Origin of the sequence: Klebsiella sp. CN_Kp073 (assembly GCF_040065495.2) — a bacterium.
GTDB classification, from domain to species: Bacteria; Pseudomonadota; Gammaproteobacteria; order Enterobacterales; family Enterobacteriaceae; genus Klebsiella; species Klebsiella aerogenes.
In genome coordinates, this window is record NZ_JBEAIT020000002.1 from 18,780 (window position 1) to 35,922 (window position 17,143).

At 49.1% G+C, this 17,143-nt stretch carries 16 protein-coding genes and 4 pseudogenes; 9 read left to right on the forward strand and 11 right to left on the reverse strand.

Annotation, left to right across the window (positions count from 1 at the left end; all coding sequences use genetic code 11):
• Window positions 1-15: 15 nt before the first annotated feature.
• Window positions 16-771 carry an IclR family transcriptional regulator gene (locus ABLV66_RS25530; protein ID WP_348876384.1) on the reverse strand — a complete coding sequence of 252 codons (756 nt, stop codon included), beginning with the start codon at window positions 769-771 and terminating at the stop codon, window positions 16-18.
• A gap of 243 nt (window positions 772-1,014) precedes the next feature.
• Between ABLV66_RS25530 and ABLV66_RS25535 the strand changes: the two genes are divergently transcribed.
• The 6 genes and pseudogenes from ABLV66_RS25535 to ABLV66_RS25560 all read left to right on the forward strand — a co-directional run.
• Window positions 1,015-1,914, forward strand: a complete 900-nt coding sequence (locus ABLV66_RS25535) for a dihydrodipicolinate synthase family protein (protein WP_348876382.1) — start codon at window positions 1,015-1,017, stop codon at window positions 1,912-1,914.
• Window positions 1,915-1,935: 21 nt separating this feature from the next.
• Entirely contained in the window at window positions 1,936-3,453 is a 1,518-nt protein-coding gene (locus ABLV66_RS25540; protein WP_348876381.1) for a D-arabinonate dehydratase, read from the forward strand.
• A gap of 63 nt (window positions 3,454-3,516) precedes the next feature.
• A complete protein-coding gene (locus tag ABLV66_RS25545) occupies window positions 3,517-4,827 on the forward strand; it encodes an MFS transporter (RefSeq protein WP_348876380.1) in 1,311 nt (436 codons plus the stop codon).
• Between the two features lie 53 nt (window positions 4,828-4,880).
• Window positions 4,881-5,783 carry a 2-dehydro-3-deoxygalactonokinase gene (locus ABLV66_RS25550; RefSeq protein WP_348876379.1) on the forward strand — a complete coding sequence of 301 codons (903 nt, stop codon included), beginning with the start codon at window positions 4,881-4,883 and terminating at the stop codon, window positions 5,781-5,783.
• A complete protein-coding gene (locus ABLV66_RS25555) occupies window positions 5,770-6,402 on the forward strand; it encodes a 2-dehydro-3-deoxy-6-phosphogalactonate aldolase (RefSeq protein WP_348876378.1) in 633 nt (210 codons plus the stop codon). The genes ABLV66_RS25550 and ABLV66_RS25555 overlap by 14 nt, the downstream gene beginning before the upstream one ends.
• Window positions 6,403-6,722: 320 nt before the next feature.
• Window positions 6,723-6,917: pseudogene (locus ABLV66_RS25560) on the forward strand (RNA-guided endonuclease TnpB family protein); the annotation flags it as partial.
• A gap of 3 nt (window positions 6,918-6,920) precedes the next feature.
• On the opposite strand, the pseudogene ABLV66_RS25565 reads toward ABLV66_RS25560, so the two are convergent.
• The 6 genes and pseudogenes from ABLV66_RS25565 to ABLV66_RS25590 form a co-directional block, all read right to left on the reverse strand.
• Window positions 6,921-7,070: pseudogene (locus ABLV66_RS25565) on the reverse strand (thioredoxin domain-containing protein); the annotation flags it as partial.
• Between the two features lie 12 nt (window positions 7,071-7,082).
• The gene (gene arsB / locus ABLV66_RS25570) at window positions 7,083-8,372 is read right to left on the reverse strand and encodes an arsenite efflux transporter membrane subunit ArsB (RefSeq protein ID WP_348876377.1); all 1,290 of its coding nucleotides are present in this window, start codon (window positions 8,370-8,372) and stop codon (window positions 7,083-7,085) included.
• 48 nt (window positions 8,373-8,420) lie between these two features.
• Window positions 8,421-10,172: an arsenite efflux transporter ATPase subunit ArsA gene (gene arsA / locus ABLV66_RS25575; RefSeq protein WP_348876376.1), complete on the reverse strand. Its 1,752-nt coding sequence runs from the start codon at window positions 10,170-10,172 to the stop codon at window positions 8,421-8,423.
• 17 nt (window positions 10,173-10,189) lie between these two features.
• Window positions 10,190-10,552, reverse strand: coding sequence for an arsenite efflux transporter metallochaperone ArsD (gene arsD / locus ABLV66_RS25580; protein WP_348876374.1), 363 nt, complete (start codon window positions 10,550-10,552; stop codon window positions 10,190-10,192).
• 47 nt (window positions 10,553-10,599) lie between these two features.
• Window positions 10,600-10,953 carry an As(III)-sensing metalloregulatory transcriptional repressor ArsR gene (gene arsR, locus ABLV66_RS25585; protein WP_348876372.1) on the reverse strand — a complete coding sequence of 118 codons (354 nt, stop codon included), beginning with the start codon at window positions 10,951-10,953 and terminating at the stop codon, window positions 10,600-10,602.
• A 276-nt stretch (window positions 10,954-11,229) separates the two neighbouring features.
• Window positions 11,230-11,397: pseudogene (locus tag ABLV66_RS25590) on the reverse strand (SOS response-associated peptidase); the annotation flags it as partial.
• An 850-nt stretch (window positions 11,398-12,247) separates the two neighbouring features.
• On the opposite strand from ABLV66_RS25590, the pseudogene ABLV66_RS25595 reads away from it, so the two are divergent.
• Both ABLV66_RS25595 and ABLV66_RS25600 read left to right on the forward strand, forming a co-directional pair.
• Window positions 12,248-12,622: pseudogene (locus ABLV66_RS25595) on the forward strand (transposase); the annotation flags it as partial.
• 249 nt (window positions 12,623-12,871) lie between these two features.
• Window positions 12,872-14,119, forward strand: coding sequence for an MFS transporter (locus ABLV66_RS25600; RefSeq protein WP_348876407.1), 1,248 nt, complete (start codon window positions 12,872-12,874; stop codon window positions 14,117-14,119).
• A 180-nt stretch (window positions 14,120-14,299) separates the two neighbouring features.
• Here ABLV66_RS25600 and ABLV66_RS25605 read toward each other — a convergent pair whose 3' ends face one another.
• The 4 genes from ABLV66_RS25605 to ABLV66_RS25620 form a co-directional block, all read right to left on the reverse strand.
• Window positions 14,300-14,902, reverse strand: coding sequence for a tyrosine-type recombinase/integrase (locus ABLV66_RS25605; protein ID WP_348876369.1), 603 nt, complete (start codon window positions 14,900-14,902; stop codon window positions 14,300-14,302).
• A 212-nt stretch (window positions 14,903-15,114) separates the two neighbouring features.
• Window positions 15,115-16,023 (reverse strand): kdo(2)-lipid IV(A) palmitoleoyltransferase, encoded by a 909-nt coding sequence (gene lpxP / locus ABLV66_RS25610; protein WP_348876367.1) that lies wholly within the window; start codon window positions 16,021-16,023, stop codon window positions 15,115-15,117.
• A gap of 202 nt (window positions 16,024-16,225) precedes the next feature.
• Window positions 16,226-16,498 carry a hypothetical protein gene (locus ABLV66_RS25615; protein WP_170833537.1) on the reverse strand — a complete coding sequence of 91 codons (273 nt, stop codon included), beginning with the start codon at window positions 16,496-16,498 and terminating at the stop codon, window positions 16,226-16,228.
• A gap of 79 nt (window positions 16,499-16,577) precedes the next feature.
• Window positions 16,578-16,814 (reverse strand): YnfU family zinc-binding protein, encoded by a 237-nt coding sequence (locus tag ABLV66_RS25620; RefSeq protein ID WP_218189857.1) that lies wholly within the window; start codon window positions 16,812-16,814, stop codon window positions 16,578-16,580.
• A 93-nt stretch (window positions 16,815-16,907) separates the two neighbouring features.
• Here ABLV66_RS25620 and ABLV66_RS25625 point away from each other — a divergent pair, with 93 nt between their 5' ends.
• Complete coding sequence (locus ABLV66_RS25625; protein ID WP_042893886.1) at window positions 16,908-17,141, forward strand: YnaE/YdfK family cold shock protein; 234 nt, start codon at window positions 16,908-16,910, stop codon at window positions 17,139-17,141.
• The last annotated feature ends 2 nt before the right edge of the window (window positions 17,142-17,143 follow it).

The following is a 17,143-nucleotide window of genomic DNA, read 5'->3' on the forward strand; positions in this document are numbered from 1 at the left end:
TATGTGAACTTATCTTCATACCAGTTTTGCGGCCAGCGTCTGACAAGCCTCACGAACCAGTTGCGAATACAGCGGAATACGGTCTTTTGGCATCTGCAAATCGACGCCACTAATGCTCACCGCCGCAATAACTTCGTTTTTGTGATTAAACACCGGTGCGGCAATACAGAAAATGCCGGGAGAATCTTCCGCATTATCGTAAGCCCAACCCTGTTCGCGGATTTTGGCAAGCTCCTGCATTAATATCGTCTTGCTGGTGATGGTGGTATCGGTGTAACGCTCCAGCTTTTCATTTGGTAACAGTTCGTCAATTTTTTCCTTCGGGAGCCAGGCGCATAGCGCTTTACCCACTCCGGAACTGTGCAGTGGTAGCTTCTTTCCGACCCATGAACGTATGCCAATCGCCTGGGTATTTTCGAGTTTCAGCACATAAATAGGCGCAACTTCATCCAGGATACCGAGATGGCAGGTGAGATCAGTCTGATCGCGCAGCTTTTCCAGTACCGACTGTGCCACATTACGGATATCAAACTGTTCCAGCGACCGGTTGCCCCACTCGTAGAGTTTGAGGCCAAGGAAAAAACGCCCATTTTCCAGACGTAGCAGATGATGATCGACCAGCGCATTCAGCAGAGACGATGTACTGCTTTTCGGCAGTCTTAAATCCTGCTGGATTTGGCTGAATGTAGCCCCCGGCGAATTGAAAAGGTAATTACAGATTTTCACTGTCTTATCGAGCGCCGGAACGGGGGTTGTGATGTCCTGATTCATGAGCAGATTAATCTTGTTATTCATACACTCACATCAGTATACCCGAATCTCTCTAGGCAGAATGCAGGATTTTTGCTCAATATTCTGCCGTGAAAAAAGCCCGGCAGTGGCAAACATAACCTGGACTCTGGTCACAATTGTTCACTTCTTCGACAAAAAACGTTGACGAACTAGAAGAATATTTGTTTTATTAAATTCCACATACTGAACATTGGTTCCACATACAGAACAAAAGGAGATGTGATGTCAGAGAAATTTCGTGGTATTTTTCCCCCCGTCCCTACCATAGTTAATGCACAGGGTGAGTTTGATGCCGAGGGCATGGCACGCCTGATCGAGCATGTTATCGCAAGCGGTGCCAACGGCATGCTGATTTTGGGTAGCGGTGGCGAGTTCCCGCATCTCTCCACCACAGACCGTAAGCGTATTGCCGAATTCTGCCTGCAGCAGGTTAACCAGCGTGTGCCTGTGCTGATTGGCATCGCCTGTGCGGGCACGAAAGAAACCATCGAAGTAGGCCTGCACGCCCAGCAACACGGCGCAGATGGCCTGCTTGTGGTCAATCCTTACTACGCCAAATTAAGCGAAGAAGCTCGCTTTACCCACTATAAACGGGTTGCCGAAGCCCTCGACACGCCGGTGTTTCTCTACAACTTTCCGGAACTGACCGGGCAGGATATAGGCATCGAGGTCATTACCCGGCTGGCACTAGAAGTGCCAAATATAGTCGGAATTAAAGACACCATTGACAATATTAGCCACACCCGGGAAATCATTAACCGCGTCCATGTGTTCCGTCCTGATTTTATTATTTTTAGCGGATATGATGAATATATGCTGGATACACTGCTACTGGGCGGCCATGGCGGTATTCCGGCAACCTTTAACTTCGCCCCGCAAATCACGCGCGGCATTTACGAGGCCTTTTTGGCGAAAGACATGAATGCCGCGCAGGCTTTCCAACAACAACTGGCGAAATTGTCGCCACTCTATGCTCTGGAGCAGCCGTTTTTTGGAGTTATCAAAACCGCCATCAAACTCAGCGGGCTGGATATATCCGCTGCCGTTATCCCTCCAGCATTACCCCTCAATGACGAAAAAACGGCACAAGTTAAAAATATTCTCGCCCGTATCAGTCAGTAATTTAGCAAGAGAGCAATGACAATGAATATCAACCCTGTACTAAAGCTTAATCCAAAAGATGATGTAGTAATTGCCCGGCAAGCCGTGCCGCTGGGAACTTGGCTGGCAGAAGAACATGTGGAGGTTCTGAGCGATATTCCCGCCGGGCATAAGATTGCTATCCGCGATATTCAGCCTGGTGACGCGGTAAAACGCTACGGCCAGATTATCGGTTTTGCCACCCAGCTCATCCGCCTAGGCGAGCATATTCACATGCACAATCTCAGCATGGGTGATTTTGAACGCGACTACGCCTGGGGCGAAGATTGCCAGCCGCTCACCCTCGCGCAACATCAGGATACCTTTATGGGGATCCGTCGCGCGGACGGTCGTATCGCCACACGTAACTATATTGGTGTGCTGAGCTCGGTGAACTGTAGCGCCACCGTGGTTCGCGCCATTGAAGACCATTTCCGCCAGCACGGTCTGGGTGATTACCCGAATGTTGATGGTGTTGTCGCGCTACCGCAAAGCTTCGGATGCGCCATTGGTTCGAAAAGCGAATCCATGGAAGTGATGCGCCGTACCATGGCCGGCTATGCCACACACGCCAACTTTGCGGGGGTGCTGATAATTGGTTTGGGCTGCGAATCCAGCCAGATTCAGGACATGATGAACGCGCACGGGCTGAGCGATGGCCCTATGCTGCATACCTTCACGATTCAGGAGTCCGGCGGCACCCGGCAGACTATCGAAAAAGGCATCGCCCTGATTAATAGCATGTTGCCGCAGGCAAATCAGGTGACACGCGAACCCATTCCGGCCTCTGAAATCATCCTCGCGCTGGAGTGCGGCGGCTCTGATAGCTATTCCGGAATTTCCGCTAACCCAGCGCTCGGCTATGCGGTTGATAAACTTGTGGCACAAGGCGGTACAGCAATCCTTTCTGAAACCTCAGAAATCTACGGTGCCGAACATTTACTGACGCGCCGCGCCGTCACTCGCGAGGTGGGCGAAAAACTGATCGCGCGCATCCATTGGTGGGAAGATTATTGCCGCCGTACCGGCAGTGAAATGAACAATAACCCTTCTGCAGGGAATAAAGTCGGCGGGCTGACCACCGTTCTGGAAAAATCGCTGGGCGGGATTGCCAAAGCAGGAACAACCAATCTCACCGCCGTGTATGAGTATGCGGAACCCGTTACCGCCAAGGGCTTCGTGTTTATGGACACCCCAGGCTACGACCCGATTGCGGTCACAGGGCAGATAGCTGGCGGGGCGAACCTGCTCTGTTTCACCACCGGGCGCGGTTCAGCATTTGGCTCCAAACCCACGCCGAGCCTGAAACTGGCCACCAACAACGCACTCTGGGCGCGGCAGCAAGAAGATATGGACATTAACTGCGGCACTATCGTGGAAGGAGAAGAGACTATTGCCGAAGTGGGCGAAAGGCTCTATCAGATGATCCTTGAGATGGCATCCGGCAAAAAAACTAAAAGCGAAGAGTTTGGATACGGCAGCCAGGAATTCGTGCCCTGGACTATCGGCTCCATTATGTAATTAACATCTAATAATAATACCTCGTACCGCCATACCCATTATTGGGCATGGCAAGGAGTCCCTATGTCTATTGTTAACGTTAATACCGAAGAAGAAAAATTAAAAGCCACAACCGTTCGATGGCGAATATTTATCGTGATGCTTATTCTGGGCGCGATAAACTACATTGACCGTACCTCGTTATCGATTGCCATGCCGCATATCACGAATGAATTTGGTATTACCGACACGCGCGTGGTAGGGGTGATTCATAGCGCCTTTTTTTGGGCCTATGCGCTAATGCAAATTCCCAGTGGGGTGATTGCCGATAAATTTAAAGCCCGCAACATTATCGCGCTGGCGACCATTTTATGGGGTGCCTGCCAGGCGATTGCCGCACTGTGCCACTCTATCTTTACTCTTTCCATTTCGCGCCTGGGGCTGGGGATCACCGAATCCCCGATTATGCCCGCAGGTGCGAAACTGATGGGGACATGGCTGACGCCAACAGAGCGCGGTCGTGGCTCCATGCTGCTGGACGGCGGCGCGCCGCTGGGCACGGCAATGGGTGCTGTGATCATCGCCGGATTGATCGCTTTCTTTGATTCCTGGCGCATGGCCTTTGTAGTGGCAGGCATTGGTACAATTGTGGTGGGGATTGTTGCATGGTGGTATATCCGCACGTATCCGTCTGAACACCCGTCAATTAACCAGGCTGAACTGGAACATATCACTGCTGCAAACGGGTCTTCCACACAGGCGAAAAAATACCGTCTGGCAGATATCAAACCCTATTTAAAACAGCGTAACGTTCTTGCTCTTATTGGCGGCTGGGTATGCTATAGCTTTGTATTCTACGGGCTGATGACATGGCTCCCGCTATATTTCCAGGCTACCTATGGTTTTGACATTAAATCTATGGGGGGCGCGATGGCCATTATTTTCCTGCTTTGTTTCGTGGGCCAGTTAACCGGTGGCTACATCATGGATAAATGGCGTGCAAGAGGTGGGAAAACCAGCCGCGTCATGCACACCATGCTCGCCATTTCCGCAATTACCGCCGGTGTTGGCATTTTCCTGTGTGCACAAAGCTCAACGCCGGGCGTTGCCATTACCTTGCTAACTATCGCCCTGTTCCCGCTGCGCTGGGCCAGTGTGTACTGGTCGATTCCGGGCCTGCTGGGTGCGCAATCCGTGGCGGGCACCATCTGCGGCACTATGAATTTCACCAGTAACCTCTTCGCCGCTATCCTGCCGATTTTTATCGGGTTCCTGGTGCAGGCCACCGGTAACTACTACGCCGCCATGATGTTCTTCGCCCTGGCAGCTGTGGGTTACCTCATCTGTTCGTTGTGCATCAACTTCGACAAGAAAATGGAAATTAGCGAGCAGTAATTCTTCTCACTGGAGCTTGGTAACAGGCTCCTTTTCACCATCAGGAACGTCGTATGTTCAGTGCTGATAATTATATTGCTGTCGACTGGGGATCGAGTAACTTACGCCTGTGGGTCTGGCAGGACGGTGAATGCGTCTGGCAATACGCCAGCGCTCAAGGGGTGATGCGGCAAAAGCCTGGTGGGTTCAGTGATCTTTGGCAAACTCTGTTAGCCACCTGCCCGGTTCCGCTCGCTGCAAGTACGCAGGTCATCATGAGCGGTATGATCGGCAGCAATATGGGCTGGGTGAACGCACCTTATCTGACCTGCCCGACAGCCATCGCGTCTCTGGCCGACCATTTGACCGTTGTGGAAGAGGTTAGGCCCTTCCCGGTCTTTATCGTTCCAGGATTGCAGCTACCTGGGCCGGATACGTTTAACGTTATGCGCGGTGAGGAGACACAGCTTTACGGCGCACTGGGCGATGAACACTGGTATGTCTTTCCCGGCACTCACAGCAAATGGGTGAGCGTAGAAAATGGCATAGTACGTGATTTTCAAACCATCATGACCGGTGAATTATTCCATCTTCTGTCAACGCAATCCGTACTGCGGTTGCCGCACACTCCCCAACAGGAATGCGATGCTCTGTTTTTGCAGGGCGCACAGTGGGGGGCTCAGGAGACCTGCCTGTCACGGGGAGCATTTTTGCTGCGTTCACGCATGCTGTGCAACGCACTTGACCCCACCTGTCTGCACAGCGCGTTGTCAGGCTTTTTGATCGGTCATGAAATCGCCCGTATGCAGAATCATTACCATATTACACCAAAGGATACACTTGTGATCATCGGCAGCGACAGCCTGCTGGTACGCTATCAAACGCTTTTTCATCAATTCGGGCTCACCTGCCGTGTGGTCAAGGGTGATGCCGCCTTTCTTGCTGGTATTAGGAGCATTTTGCATGAACACGACTAATGACCTTCCGCTGGTTGCCATTCTGCGGGGCGTGACGCCTGATGAAGTTCTGGCGCACATTGAGGCCATCGCCCGGGCGGGTTTTACTACCGTTGAAATCCCGCTGAACTCCCCGGACTGGCAACAGAGCATTGCCCTAGCGGTAAAACACTATGGCGGGAAGATGCGCGTGGGTGCTGGTACGGTGACCGATGTGAGCAACATCCCCATATTGGCTGCGCTGGGATGTCAGTTTATTTTGACACCCAATACCGACCCGGCGGTGATCACTGCAGCACGCGCTTACGGCATGGAGGTTTGCGTTGGTTGCCAGACGGCGAGCGAAGCCTTTAGCGCATTGCGTTCGGGGGCATCATCACTCAAAATTTTCCCAGCGGGAGAGGTGGGGGCCGGGTATATTCGCGCCTTGCGAGCGGTATTACCCGCTGATGCCGTCCTTTATGCTGTTGGCGGGATCACGACCGATAATCTGGTGCACTACCTGCGAGCGGGATGTGAAGGAGTGGGATTAGGTAGCGACCTGTATTGTGCCGGGCAACCGGTGGCGAAAACGCACAAGCAGGCACAGGCCTTTATGTTGAGCTGGCAGACCGCACAGCGTCCACCAGCCCTAAGTTAACCCATGCCACACGCCAATGACGGGAGATGCGTGTTACTCGAATAACACGGCTAGTTTGCTTAACTTAGCAGCCTGACGACTGAAAATTGAAAAAACCGCTATCAGCCTCCCTTTCGTTGCCATTCGTGGGGGTTTCGGACCAATGGAACGAAAACCTACGTTAAAGAGTTAATGGTTCGTTTAGATACGATAACATGTGCCTGCAGTGCTGGACGCAAGCATAGGCGGTCATAAAAAGAATGGATCAGACTTTAGGCGTGCGCTTTATTTATGGTGACAACAGGATGTTCAATAAGACTCACTCCCCCACAAACAGAAGGAAAGTCCTTGGTGGTGCGATAAAAATACCGAAAATCTCGCCGATTGAAGCGCGTTTACATTGTGAAATTACAGGAATGCCGAAAAATATCACGTTGAGTCGCAGCGCAACCGGGAAATACTATGCGTCGTTATTCTGTGACGACGGGATGGAAGCGCCGGCGAAGCCCGAACTGATATCAAACGTGGCAGGGCTGGTTATCCGCAATGAGTTTGACCAGCTCATCGCATGAAGGTGGAGTCTCAAGGTAAAGAATAACGGTCGGCTCGATACCGCTGTTGCGGATCATCTCCAGCGTATTACGCGACGTGCCGCAGGCTGGGTTGTGATAAATTGTGATGTTGCTCATATCAGTATCTCATTACAAAGTGAAAGAGAGACGTAGCGCCAGCGCGGCCAGCGTTACAAACAGCACAGGCAGAGTCATGATGATCCCGGTGCGGAAATAGTATCCCCAGGTGATGGTCATGTTCTTCTGTGAAAGGACATGCAGCCAGAGCAGCGTTGCCAGGCTACCAATCGGTGTAATTTTTGGCCCCAGATCGCAGCCAATCACGTTGGCATAAATCATCGCCTCTTTGATAACGCCTGTTGCGGTGCTGCCATCAATAGAGAGAGCGCCAACCAGCACGGTAGGCATATTGTTCATGATGGAGGACAGGAAAGCCGTCAGGAAGCCGGTACCAAACGTCGCGGTCCAAAGCCCTTTATCTGCCAGCACGTTCAGCACACTGGAGAGATATTCTGTTAGACCGGCATTACGCAGGCCATAGACCACCAGATACATTCCCAAAGAGAAGATGACGATCTGCCATGGCGCACCGCGAAGCACTTTGCCAGTGTTAATGGCATGACCTCGCTTAGCCACCGCAAACAGAATGACAGCCCCTACAGCAGCAATCGCGCTGACCGGGATACCCAACGGCTCAAGGACGAAAAAGCCAACCAGAAGAAGGATCAACACTATCCAGCCGGTTCTGAAGGTTGCCAGATCTTTAATCGCTTTTGCCGGTGCTTTCAGGAGAGGCAGGTCGTAAGTCGGCGGAATATCTTTGCGGAAGAACAGATGCAACATCACCAGCGTGGCGATAATGGCGGCGATATCCACCGGCACCATTACCGACGCATACTCAGTGAAACCCAGCCCAAAGAAGTCTGCAGAAACGATGTTAACCAGGTTGGACACGATAAGCGGCAGACTGGCCGTATCGGCAATAAACCCGGCGGCCAAGACAAATGCCAGTGTCGTGCCTTTGCTAAACCCTAATGCCAATAGCATTGCGATGACTATCGGCGTCAGAATAAGTGCCGCACCATCGTTGGCAAACAGTGCCGCCACCGCTGCACCGAGCAAGACGATATAGGTGAACAGCAAACGTCCACGACCATTACCCCAACGTGAAACGTGCAGCGCCGCCCATTCAAAAAAGCCGGATTCCTCGAGCAACAGGCTGATAATAATCACGGCAATAAAGGTCGCCGTCGCATTCCAGACGATATTCCACACAACAGGAATATCACCAAAATGGACTACGCCAGAGATCAGCGCCAGTACTGCGCCCAGTGTCGCACTCCAGCCGATCCCTAACCCCTTCGGTTGCCAGATAACCAAAACGATGGTCAGGACAAAAATAGCGCCTGCCAGTAACATAAATCCTCCAGACAGGACGGTTCTGCCGCCCTGTGTATACAAAAAAAATTAAACGACCAGCTCTCTGAGTTTCTCGATGCCAGTGGGCTCTGCAGCCATTACCGGTACTAACGCTATGCGGCTTGCATGCTGGTTTTTCACAACCTCGACTTGAGGAAGCTCTTGTCGGGCTCGCTGGCAAAGTAGTGGTGAATGTGTCTGTGCAATCGAAAGGCTGTTATTGATAATCCAGCCCCAGGGATGAATCCCCGCACGCTCAAGATCGGACTGCAGGTTTGCCGCTTCCAGTACAGGTGTGGTTTCAGGCAGAGTGACCAGCAGGACTTTGGTACGTTCCGGGTCCTGAAGCTGCATCATCGGAGTGGTAAAATGACCTTTATCCCCCATCGTCCTGGCTATCTCACGGTGATAAGCCCCGGTAGCATCAAGCAGTAATAGCGTATGCCCGGTAGGTGCCGTATCCATGACCACAAACCGTTTACCTGCTTCACGGATTGCACGTGAAAACGCCTGGAATACTGCAATCTCTTCTGTGCAAGGAGAACGTAAATCCTCTTCGAGCAGCCGTTTCCCTGCCTCATCCAGATCCCTGCCTTTCGTCTCAAGAACATGCTGACGATAGCGTTCAGTTTCATCGTGAGGGTTGATTCGGCTGACCTGCAGATTTTTGAGGCTGCCATTGAGCGTTGTACTCAGGTGCGCGGCAGGATCTGAGGTAGTGAGATGCACATCAAAACCCATGTCCGCAAGTCGGACGGCGATAGCAGCAGCCATCGTGGTTTTACCTACGCCACCTTTGCCCATCAGCATAATCAAACCGTGTTCACTGCGGGCGATATCATCAACCATGGCAGACAGCGACATATTCTCTGGCTTGTTCTGTATGCTTTGTTCAGGAAGCGATGCTATCTCAGCGTGTTCGTTGAGCAGGCCTTTCAATGCGGAGACACCAACCATGTTCAGAGGTTGAAGGAATAGTGTATCTGTCGGCAAGCCAGATAACCCAGCAGGAAGATTTGCCAGCGCTTCTTGTTCCCGTTGCCATATTGCAGCGGCCAGGGCGTCATGTTCAGCTTCGGCTTTAGGTAGCACACCATTAATAACCAGGTACTGTTTTTTCAGGCCAATTGCGGCGAGTTCTTCATGGGTGCGGGCGACTTCCTGCAGCGTAGATTTTTGCAGTCGTGCAACCAGAACCAGGCGGGTACTTTCAGGATCGGATAACGCCTCTACCGCATGAGCATACTGCTCACGCTGCTTTTCCAGCCCGGCCATTGGGCCAAGACAGGAAGCACCATCTGGATTACTTTCAATGAAGCTACTCCAGGCACCGGGAAGCTGGAGAAGGCGAATCGTGTGGCCAGTCGGCGCTGTATCAAAAATGATGTGATCGAAGCGGGTCAGCAGAGAAGTGTCGGTCAGTAAGCCAGTAAACTCGTCGAACGCAGCAATCTCTGTCGTACAAGCTCCTGAAAGCTGTTCACTGATGCTGTTAACAACGTCACCAGGCAAAAGACCTTTAATAGGGTCAACGATTCTGGCGCGGTATTGCTGGGCGGCGTCCTGCGGGTCAATCTCCAGAGCTGAAAGACCAGGCACAGCAGTCACGGGCTGGATAGTGTTACCGATAGTCTGATCGAATACTTGACCGACGTTAGAAGCCGGGTCGGTACTGACAAGCAGAACACGCTTTCCCTGTTCAGCCAGACGTATAGCTGTTGCGCAGGAAATCGAAGTTTTGCCTACACCTCCCTTACCGGTGAAAAACAGGTAAGACGGGATATTCTGTAAGAATTTCATATGTCCTCCTGAGATACTCAACAACAGAAAGTTTTACCACCACAGCAACTGGTGGAAGCTAAACCCACCTTTTCCAGCGGTATACCAAACCAGCGAGCCAGTTCAGCGCGTTTTGGGTATCGCCCGGCCATCACCGTTTCACCATCGAGTAACAGCAGTGGAAGCCCTTCAGCTCCAGAAGCTTCAAGGAAAGCTTTCGCTTTCTCATTCTGAACGAAGCTCATAGGCTGCTGCGCCAGGTTATAACGTTCGATCGGGACCCCACGCCCTTTCAGCCATTGCACATCAGCAGAAAAATCGACCAAAACCTGATCGACATCTGAACCACAAACGCCGGTACTGCAGCACATCGCCTGATCAAACACCGTTAACGTTTTCATCTTTAACACCTCACATTCGTAAAAACATATATGTACAGGCAAATTTTTTAGATACAAACAGCCTTACCGCTGCCAGAGCAGTTGGCTGATGCCAGCTTACGGGCGATGGCCTGTACGTCGTCCTGTTGGCTTAACCAGGCCTGCTCAATCACCTGGGCAGCCCAGGAAGGAATATGCGGAGATAAGCGGTAATGAACCCATTTTCCCTGCTTGCGATCTAGCAATAGGCCACTTTCCCGAAGCATTGCCAGATGGCGGGAGATCTTGGGCTGTGACTGTTCTAGCGCAGTGCAAAGGTCGCACACACACAGCTCTCCCATCTCTCTGAGCAGCAGTACGATCCCTAGACGGGTTTCATCGGACAGATTCTTAAAGAGTTGTAGGGATGCGATTTTTGGCATTATGTGCTCCTGTTATGAATGAATATTGTCTCTCTTTCGAAATAACAAGTCAAAAATATATATTTTTTTTCATATGTAACACTAGGCATCACTATGCGGCTTTACAATGCCATGGCGTGGTGTCGTTGCGTTAGCGGGGTAGGCAACAAAAAGTCATTTGAGGCTGAAACATTGTTTAATGCGGGCTTTCATTTCACTACGATAAATAATATCAATTATAACAATGAGTTATTTCCTTAACGTACGTTTTCGTTCCATTGGTCCTCAGACCCCGATCAAGGTGTAGCTGTCGTCACATTCGCTCAGCAATAAAACCTGGGTGCCTGGCGCTACGTTGAAGCGACCAATAGGTTCGGGGTCGTAGGCAATATCTCGTTCGGATTCATTGGAAATCAGTGATAGATAATCTTCGCGGGTCATCGACAGGGAAAAAAGTCCGCACATACTCACCACCTCTGGACAGACAGAAAGTATAGATGTTTCGTCGAGTTATGCGTTATCTAAATCCAGAGCCCTTTTGTGTCTCACATACAGCAGCAGACGGACTACCAGATTCATATTTATTCGTACAGTCGCTCTGATCTCTAATAAATAGAACAAAAGTCGTCAGTATTATCGATACAATAAGGCTAGGTTAAAAGCATCCTTAATTTTCCTTTCTTTTTATAACCCTGAATATAAAAGAAAAAGAGGGGGGCAGCGCTAGATCCATTAAGTAAAATAAACCGGCTATCATTACCGGCAACGCCAGAATGAGGCCAAAAATTAATGTAATAATGATTTCATAGATATATCATTTCATAAAAAATATAATCATGTTGAACGTCTCTCCAGAAAGCTATGTTGAGATATAGTTATATGTGGATGTTATTATCAGTAAATAAAATAATACAGAAAATAATTTAATTTTCTCTAATTAATACTGGGAAGTCTCTCCCAAATATATTAGTACTGACCTGATACGATGGCCATTTTTATTATTCTTTTGTCTAAAATTACCAGGTTAACAAAGACCGACGAGAATCTTCCCCTATGCCGCGTCAGCAGCTGTTGAATGGAGTACCGTAGGCTAATGGCGCCGTAGCCCGGCGAAGCCTGTTTCCATACCGAAAGATTCTGCCTATCCATCCCTTCCCTTGTATCTAACAGTTTGTGGTGATTAGCAACCAACACTGAAGCATAGTGAGCCGCTCCCTTCCCTTAAGGTCAGAAGAGTAGGTACCGCTGAACCTTGTTTAGCAGCACATGGCCCTCCGCTTCACCTTTCACACCAGTACATCAGGTTGAATGGTAATCGGTTGGTCCCCAGCTGGGGATGCATATGCTGGTCGTGCTTCGCAGCCATAACTTTGCGTCAGCTGAGCAGGCTGCTGCATTTCTGGGCGTGGTGCCGATCGAGAAACGCTCAGACACATCGGTCCGGAGCCGACCCCGGATGTCGAAAATTGGTCCACCTCAGTTGAGAGCGAAGCTTTACATGTCTGCGCTGTGCGGAAAAATCTCCAATAAGCGAATGCGTAATATTTACGATGAGATGTGCCTGCGGGGTAAACCTAAAATGGTGGCCATTAGCGCGCTGATGCGGAAACTGGTGCACTGGTGTTATGGCGTCCTGAAGACCGGAACCGTTTTTAATGACGAAAGTCTGAAACAAGTACTGTCAACCTGACTGTACCAGGCTGGCATTAAACTCAAGGTAACGCTCACTGCAATAAGTGTTGCGTCCATCAGTTGAACTCACAGCGAAGAACGGACATTCAACTTCAAAAATACTCTCCTTTTTTTATGCTAAAGTAATGTATCGATTTCACGTAGGTTACCGTTTCCGATGTAAAGATTTTCTCTTTTAACAGTGCTTATTTTCCGCGTTGCCGTGGGCTGCGTGGGCTTCTGTTATTTAAGATGAGAATCTTTCTGTATGAACACGTTACTGTTTGCGCTTATTGGTGCGCTTCGCAGCCATCACTGGCTTCGTTTCCTTGGGGTTGCCTATATCCTGTCATCGCTGGGCAATGGATTTACTCAGGTCATTATTTTCGGTCAGCTTTTACACTGGCATGCTTCTCCTGCGACACTTACCATCGTGTACATATTGTCGATGCTGCCCAGCTTTATTGGCAGCATCTGGGGCGAGAGACTGTGTAAGAAGACATCACCACTTCGAATCCTGATTTTTACCGAGATATCTGGTCTGCTTGCGCTTGTTTTTCCCTTGTATGGTTCGCTGTATCATAACGTGCCGGCGCTACTGGTCGTGCAGTGTATTGAAGCGCTACTCAGCGGCATAAGTTACCCGGCGCTGACGTTGTTGTTCAAACGTGGATTGCGCCACGATGAACTCCCAGCTGCAACGGCTATGGAAACCATCATTTTTGCCTCACAGGTATTGTTGGGGACCGGACTGGGTGTTCTTCTGTTTGACCGGATTGCTGCGCAGTATCTGCTTGCCATTGATGCCCTTAGTTTTACGGCATCTACGATTCTGCTTATGATGTCTGCTGCTGCTTTTTGCGGAGCAGAACGTTGGCCAACTGAGGCTACGCCGGTCAGACAGAAATCCCTCTGGTGCGTCATTTCACCCTTGCAAAAAAGAAGCATTTTGTTGTTACCTGCGCTTGCCGCTGTGGGATCTCCCGCGATGGCGCTTTTACCTGCACTGGCACAAGAAATAAGACCTGAAGATTCTGCCGGGCTGGCCTTGCCGCTACTATTTGCACGAAGTCTTGGACAGCTTTGCGGGCCGATGATGCTGGATGCCAGTAAATTGCAGCAGTATGCCGCTAATAACAGGTTGTTGCTGACCTGTCTGAGTTTATTTATTGGAAGCTATTTTCTATTACCGCTATCTGCCGGATATCCATACACCGGACTGGTTCTTATCTTCAGTGCGCATATGGCATCGAATATTGTATTTGCTTTGGGTACGTTTGGTATTTTGAGGAACTTCCCGCAGACACAGGTTGCAAAAGCCAGTGCGATGTCATGGCGTGTGCAGGTAATGACCGCCACTGTTTTCACCGGTATAACCAGTACAGTGGCGCAATACTTCGGCGCATTTTATGCACTTTATTGTATGTCGCTGTTCAGTCTCGGAGCTGTCGGAGTTTTGCTCTGGTTAAACAGAGCGAGGGCACTAAATAAAGTGAACCTGCGCCTTCGAGAGTAAAGGGAGTTGCTGCTCATTATATAAGCTAGCTAACCGGGTTGGCATACTTGCTATGGGCGGTGCATCTTGCAGTACGTAACTAATATACTCAACCTGTCTGTCGACCATTGGTTGGCAGATTTTTATCGCAAAACGACTGCTTTTGGCACAGGGCTGCTGTTGCAGCCCTGACAACCGTCCTTAAACTTCAATTGATTCAGAGATCTCTAACGCATCATCGACTTCAATGCCCAGATAACGGACTATGCTTTCCAGTTTCTTATGGCCTAACAGAAGTTGGATCACCCGGAGATTCTTGGTTTTCTTGTATATCAGGTAAGGTTTCGTTCTTCTCATGGAATGAGTGCTATAAAGCGAAGCTTCGAGACCAAGCTTTTCTACCCATTCATGAAAAATTCGGCTGTATTGCCGGGTTGATATGTGCCGGTTAGTTCCGACCCTAGACCGGAACAAGTAGTCTTTACTGTGCAAATTGCAAAGCTTTATCAATGCAGCAACAGATTCTCTTGTCCCTTTGGTTATCTCAAATTGAACAGGACTACCGGTTTTTTGTTGCAACACCGTTGCTCTGCTTGAAACAGAACTACCATATGCAACATCAGATACTTTGAGTTTGACCAGATCACAGCCTCGTAGCTTACTGTCCAAGGCCATATTGAACAGAGCTAAATCACGTGTTTTACCTTCCTGTTCAAGCCGGATTCGAATCCCCCAGACATGAGATATCTGAAGTGGTCTTTTTTGGCCGATGATACGGTCTTTGTTCCACGGTGATGTGTTCATGCTCAAATCTCCTGCAATGTTAGAGACCTGAGTATGGTTGTCCCTCATGAGCGAAAAACGGACCTTCAAATCCGAACAGATTCAATTGATTAACCTTAGTTGTCAGTTACGCCATCGTTAACATGAAGCCGATCGAATAATCCCCTGTCCCATTTTTTACAAATACGCAGTGGCAAGAAAGACAGATTCTGGCTCATGACAAGTAGAGTGGTTCATTTGTATAAAGAGACTTCGCCTTCAGGACGCGTTTTGAACCTGCGATGCATCCACAGGTATTGCTCAGGGGCACGGAGAATTTCACGCTCGATGATCTTGTTCATATAAGCCGCTGCGGCGATTTTGTCTTCCCCTGGATAGCCTGACAACGGATTGCTGATATACATGTGATAACCTTTTTTATCGCTACGTCGAATCATGCTAAGTGTGATCAAGTGTGCACCAGCGAGTTTTGACAGAGCATACGTTCCGTTCGTCGTGGCTGCTTTTTTTACCGAGAAAAAAGGTGCAAAAACGCTTCCCTTAGCCCCATAATCCTGGTCTGGTGCAAACCAAACGGCTTCACCTGCTTTTAGCGCATGAACAAAACCGGATAAATTACGTCGATTAATCATCGCCTTATTTGAACGCATACGCCCTTTTGTCTGTACCCATTCCATTAATGGATTATTGTGTGGACGATACGTTGCCATCATAGGATGGCATAACCCCATTACTCTTCCACACAATTCAAGGGACATAAAATGTATCCCGACAACCATTACCCCTCTGGTCGCACCGGTCAGGTTTTCAAGCCCTTCGACATCAAACCATTTTTTGACTCTCGCATCGCTCCAGAACCAGGCCATTCCTGTTTCCATCAGACCCAGCCCGAGAGAAACAAAGTTTTTATTGACCATCTGGCTACGGGCAAACGGTGTCATCTCGGGAAAGCACAGTTCGATATTTCTAATCGCAATTCCTTCCCGGCGTTTCAGAAAGGGTCTGGATATTTTTCCAAGGCCAGAGCCCAGAGTATGTAAAACCGGGTAAGGAAGTTGAACGAGAAGCCACAGCAGACCCAAACCAGACCAGGTAAGCCAGTGGCGAGGATGAAGTAAATTATGAGTAAAAGTCTGTGCCATAAATTTCCTTAATGCTAATGAAGGTTATAACGCAAAAGGAAAACAATGAAGCAATTCGTCTTTAGCGATACATTCTGTTTTAGACAATTTAAAGTCATCTAAATTCAGAAAAAAATAACTTTGCAATGACTGGTAAAGAATTTAAAGAGTCAGGAATGAATTGTAAGCCAGCAAAGTTATTCTGTTATAAATCCATGTTTTATCATTGATACTCAAGAAATTGTCTTCTTGATTCATCATCATCAAGGTACTCAAAAGAAAGAAGCCGAATTTTGGTAAGTTTATAAAACCACTCACAATCGTTTCGTTGAATAATTTCGCCTGGTTTGAAACATATCCCGGATGCCACCCGAATAATCGCATATTTACCATTACTAAACCTGACCCGGTGAATACAGAAAGGTTGGCCAGCCTGTCCGTGACAGCTGTTCGACATGATATGCCCTTCAATAAAAACAGATTTTTTAGATTTCATTATCATACCCTCGACAACAGCAGTACAGGAGGAATGTTGTCATTTTCCGACATCACTGACGTTAAGTGGCAGAAGCTGATCAGCCGCCGATACACCAGCATTCTGAAGGTCTGAACAACAGTCCGCAGGCAGGGCACTCAAGAACCGCATCTTTTCTTAGTTTACCTGCTTTCTGATCGGCTCTGTGTGCACATACCGGGCAGGCAACATGAACCGGTCTTTCTTTAAAATACCTGAGCCCATTTGTATAAGACATAAATAATTCTCTGAGGAATAGAGTAATTATTATACGCTTTAATATAAAAATAACTGGCATAAGTTATGTTAAGTTGTGTCTGAATCAGGATATCAGATATTGAAAATTGAACGTCTTATTTATGATACACTACCCTTCCGTGAGAAATTTAAGATGAAATCAGAAGACACCCTTGACTGGTATCCGGCACAACTACCGCCTGTGAAAATTATTCTTGGCGAAGCCGTGCTGGCTGTGGGTAAACAGGGCCGACCGATTAATACCCGCACCTTGCTGGAATACCTTCAGGTCATGCAGGCCAAACAAAAAAGGCGGGATGACAAAATCGCCATGCAGACTGCGATTGATGTTCTCAGGGATAATCAGCGCATTAACGGCAGACGTTAATG

What these genes read in the sequence shown, in the direction of transcription:
- ABLV66_RS25530 (WP_348876384.1), bottom strand. Translation starts at nt 771, where the DNA reads ATGAATCAGGACATCACAACCCCCGTTCCGGCGCTCGATAAGACAGTG.
- ABLV66_RS25535 (WP_348876382.1), top strand. Translation starts at nt 1,015, where the DNA reads ATGTCAGAGAAATTTCGTGGTATTTTTCCCCCCGTCCCTACCATAGTT.
- ABLV66_RS25540 (WP_348876381.1), top strand. Translation starts at nt 1,936, where the DNA reads ATGAATATCAACCCTGTACTAAAGCTTAATCCAAAAGATGATGTAGTA.
- ABLV66_RS25545 (WP_348876380.1), top strand. Translation starts at nt 3,517, where the DNA reads ATGTCTATTGTTAACGTTAATACCGAAGAAGAAAAATTAAAAGCCACA.
- ABLV66_RS25550 (WP_348876379.1), top strand. Translation starts at nt 4,881, where the DNA reads ATGTTCAGTGCTGATAATTATATTGCTGTCGACTGGGGATCGAGTAAC.
- ABLV66_RS25555 (WP_348876378.1), top strand. Translation starts at nt 5,770, where the DNA reads ATGAACACGACTAATGACCTTCCGCTGGTTGCCATTCTGCGGGGCGTG.
- arsB (WP_348876377.1), bottom strand. Translation starts at nt 8,372, where the DNA reads ATGTTACTGGCAGGCGCTATTTTTGTCCTGACCATCGTTTTGGTTATC.
- arsA (WP_348876376.1), bottom strand. Translation starts at nt 10,172, where the DNA reads ATGAAATTCTTACAGAATATCCCGTCTTACCTGTTTTTCACCGGTAAG.
- arsD (WP_348876374.1), bottom strand. Translation starts at nt 10,552, where the DNA reads ATGAAAACGTTAACGGTGTTTGATCAGGCGATGTGCTGCAGTACCGGC.
- arsR (WP_348876372.1), bottom strand. Translation starts at nt 10,953, where the DNA reads ATGCCAAAAATCGCATCCCTACAACTCTTTAAGAATCTGTCCGATGAA.
- ABLV66_RS25600 (WP_348876407.1), top strand. Translation starts at nt 12,872, where the DNA reads ATGAACACGTTACTGTTTGCGCTTATTGGTGCGCTTCGCAGCCATCAC.
- ABLV66_RS25605 (WP_348876369.1), bottom strand. Translation starts at nt 14,902, where the DNA reads ATGAACACATCACCGTGGAACAAAGACCGTATCATCGGCCAAAAAAGA.
- lpxP (WP_348876367.1), bottom strand. Translation starts at nt 16,023, where the DNA reads ATGGCACAGACTTTTACTCATAATTTACTTCATCCTCGCCACTGGCTT.
- ABLV66_RS25615 (WP_170833537.1), bottom strand. Translation starts at nt 16,498, where the DNA reads ATGAAATCTAAAAAATCTGTTTTTATTGAAGGGCATATCATGTCGAAC.
- ABLV66_RS25620 (WP_218189857.1), bottom strand. Translation starts at nt 16,814, where the DNA reads ATGCCAGTTATTTTTATATTAAAGCGTATAATAATTACTCTATTCCTC.
- ABLV66_RS25625 (WP_042893886.1), top strand. Translation starts at nt 16,908, where the DNA reads ATGAAATCAGAAGACACCCTTGACTGGTATCCGGCACAACTACCGCCT.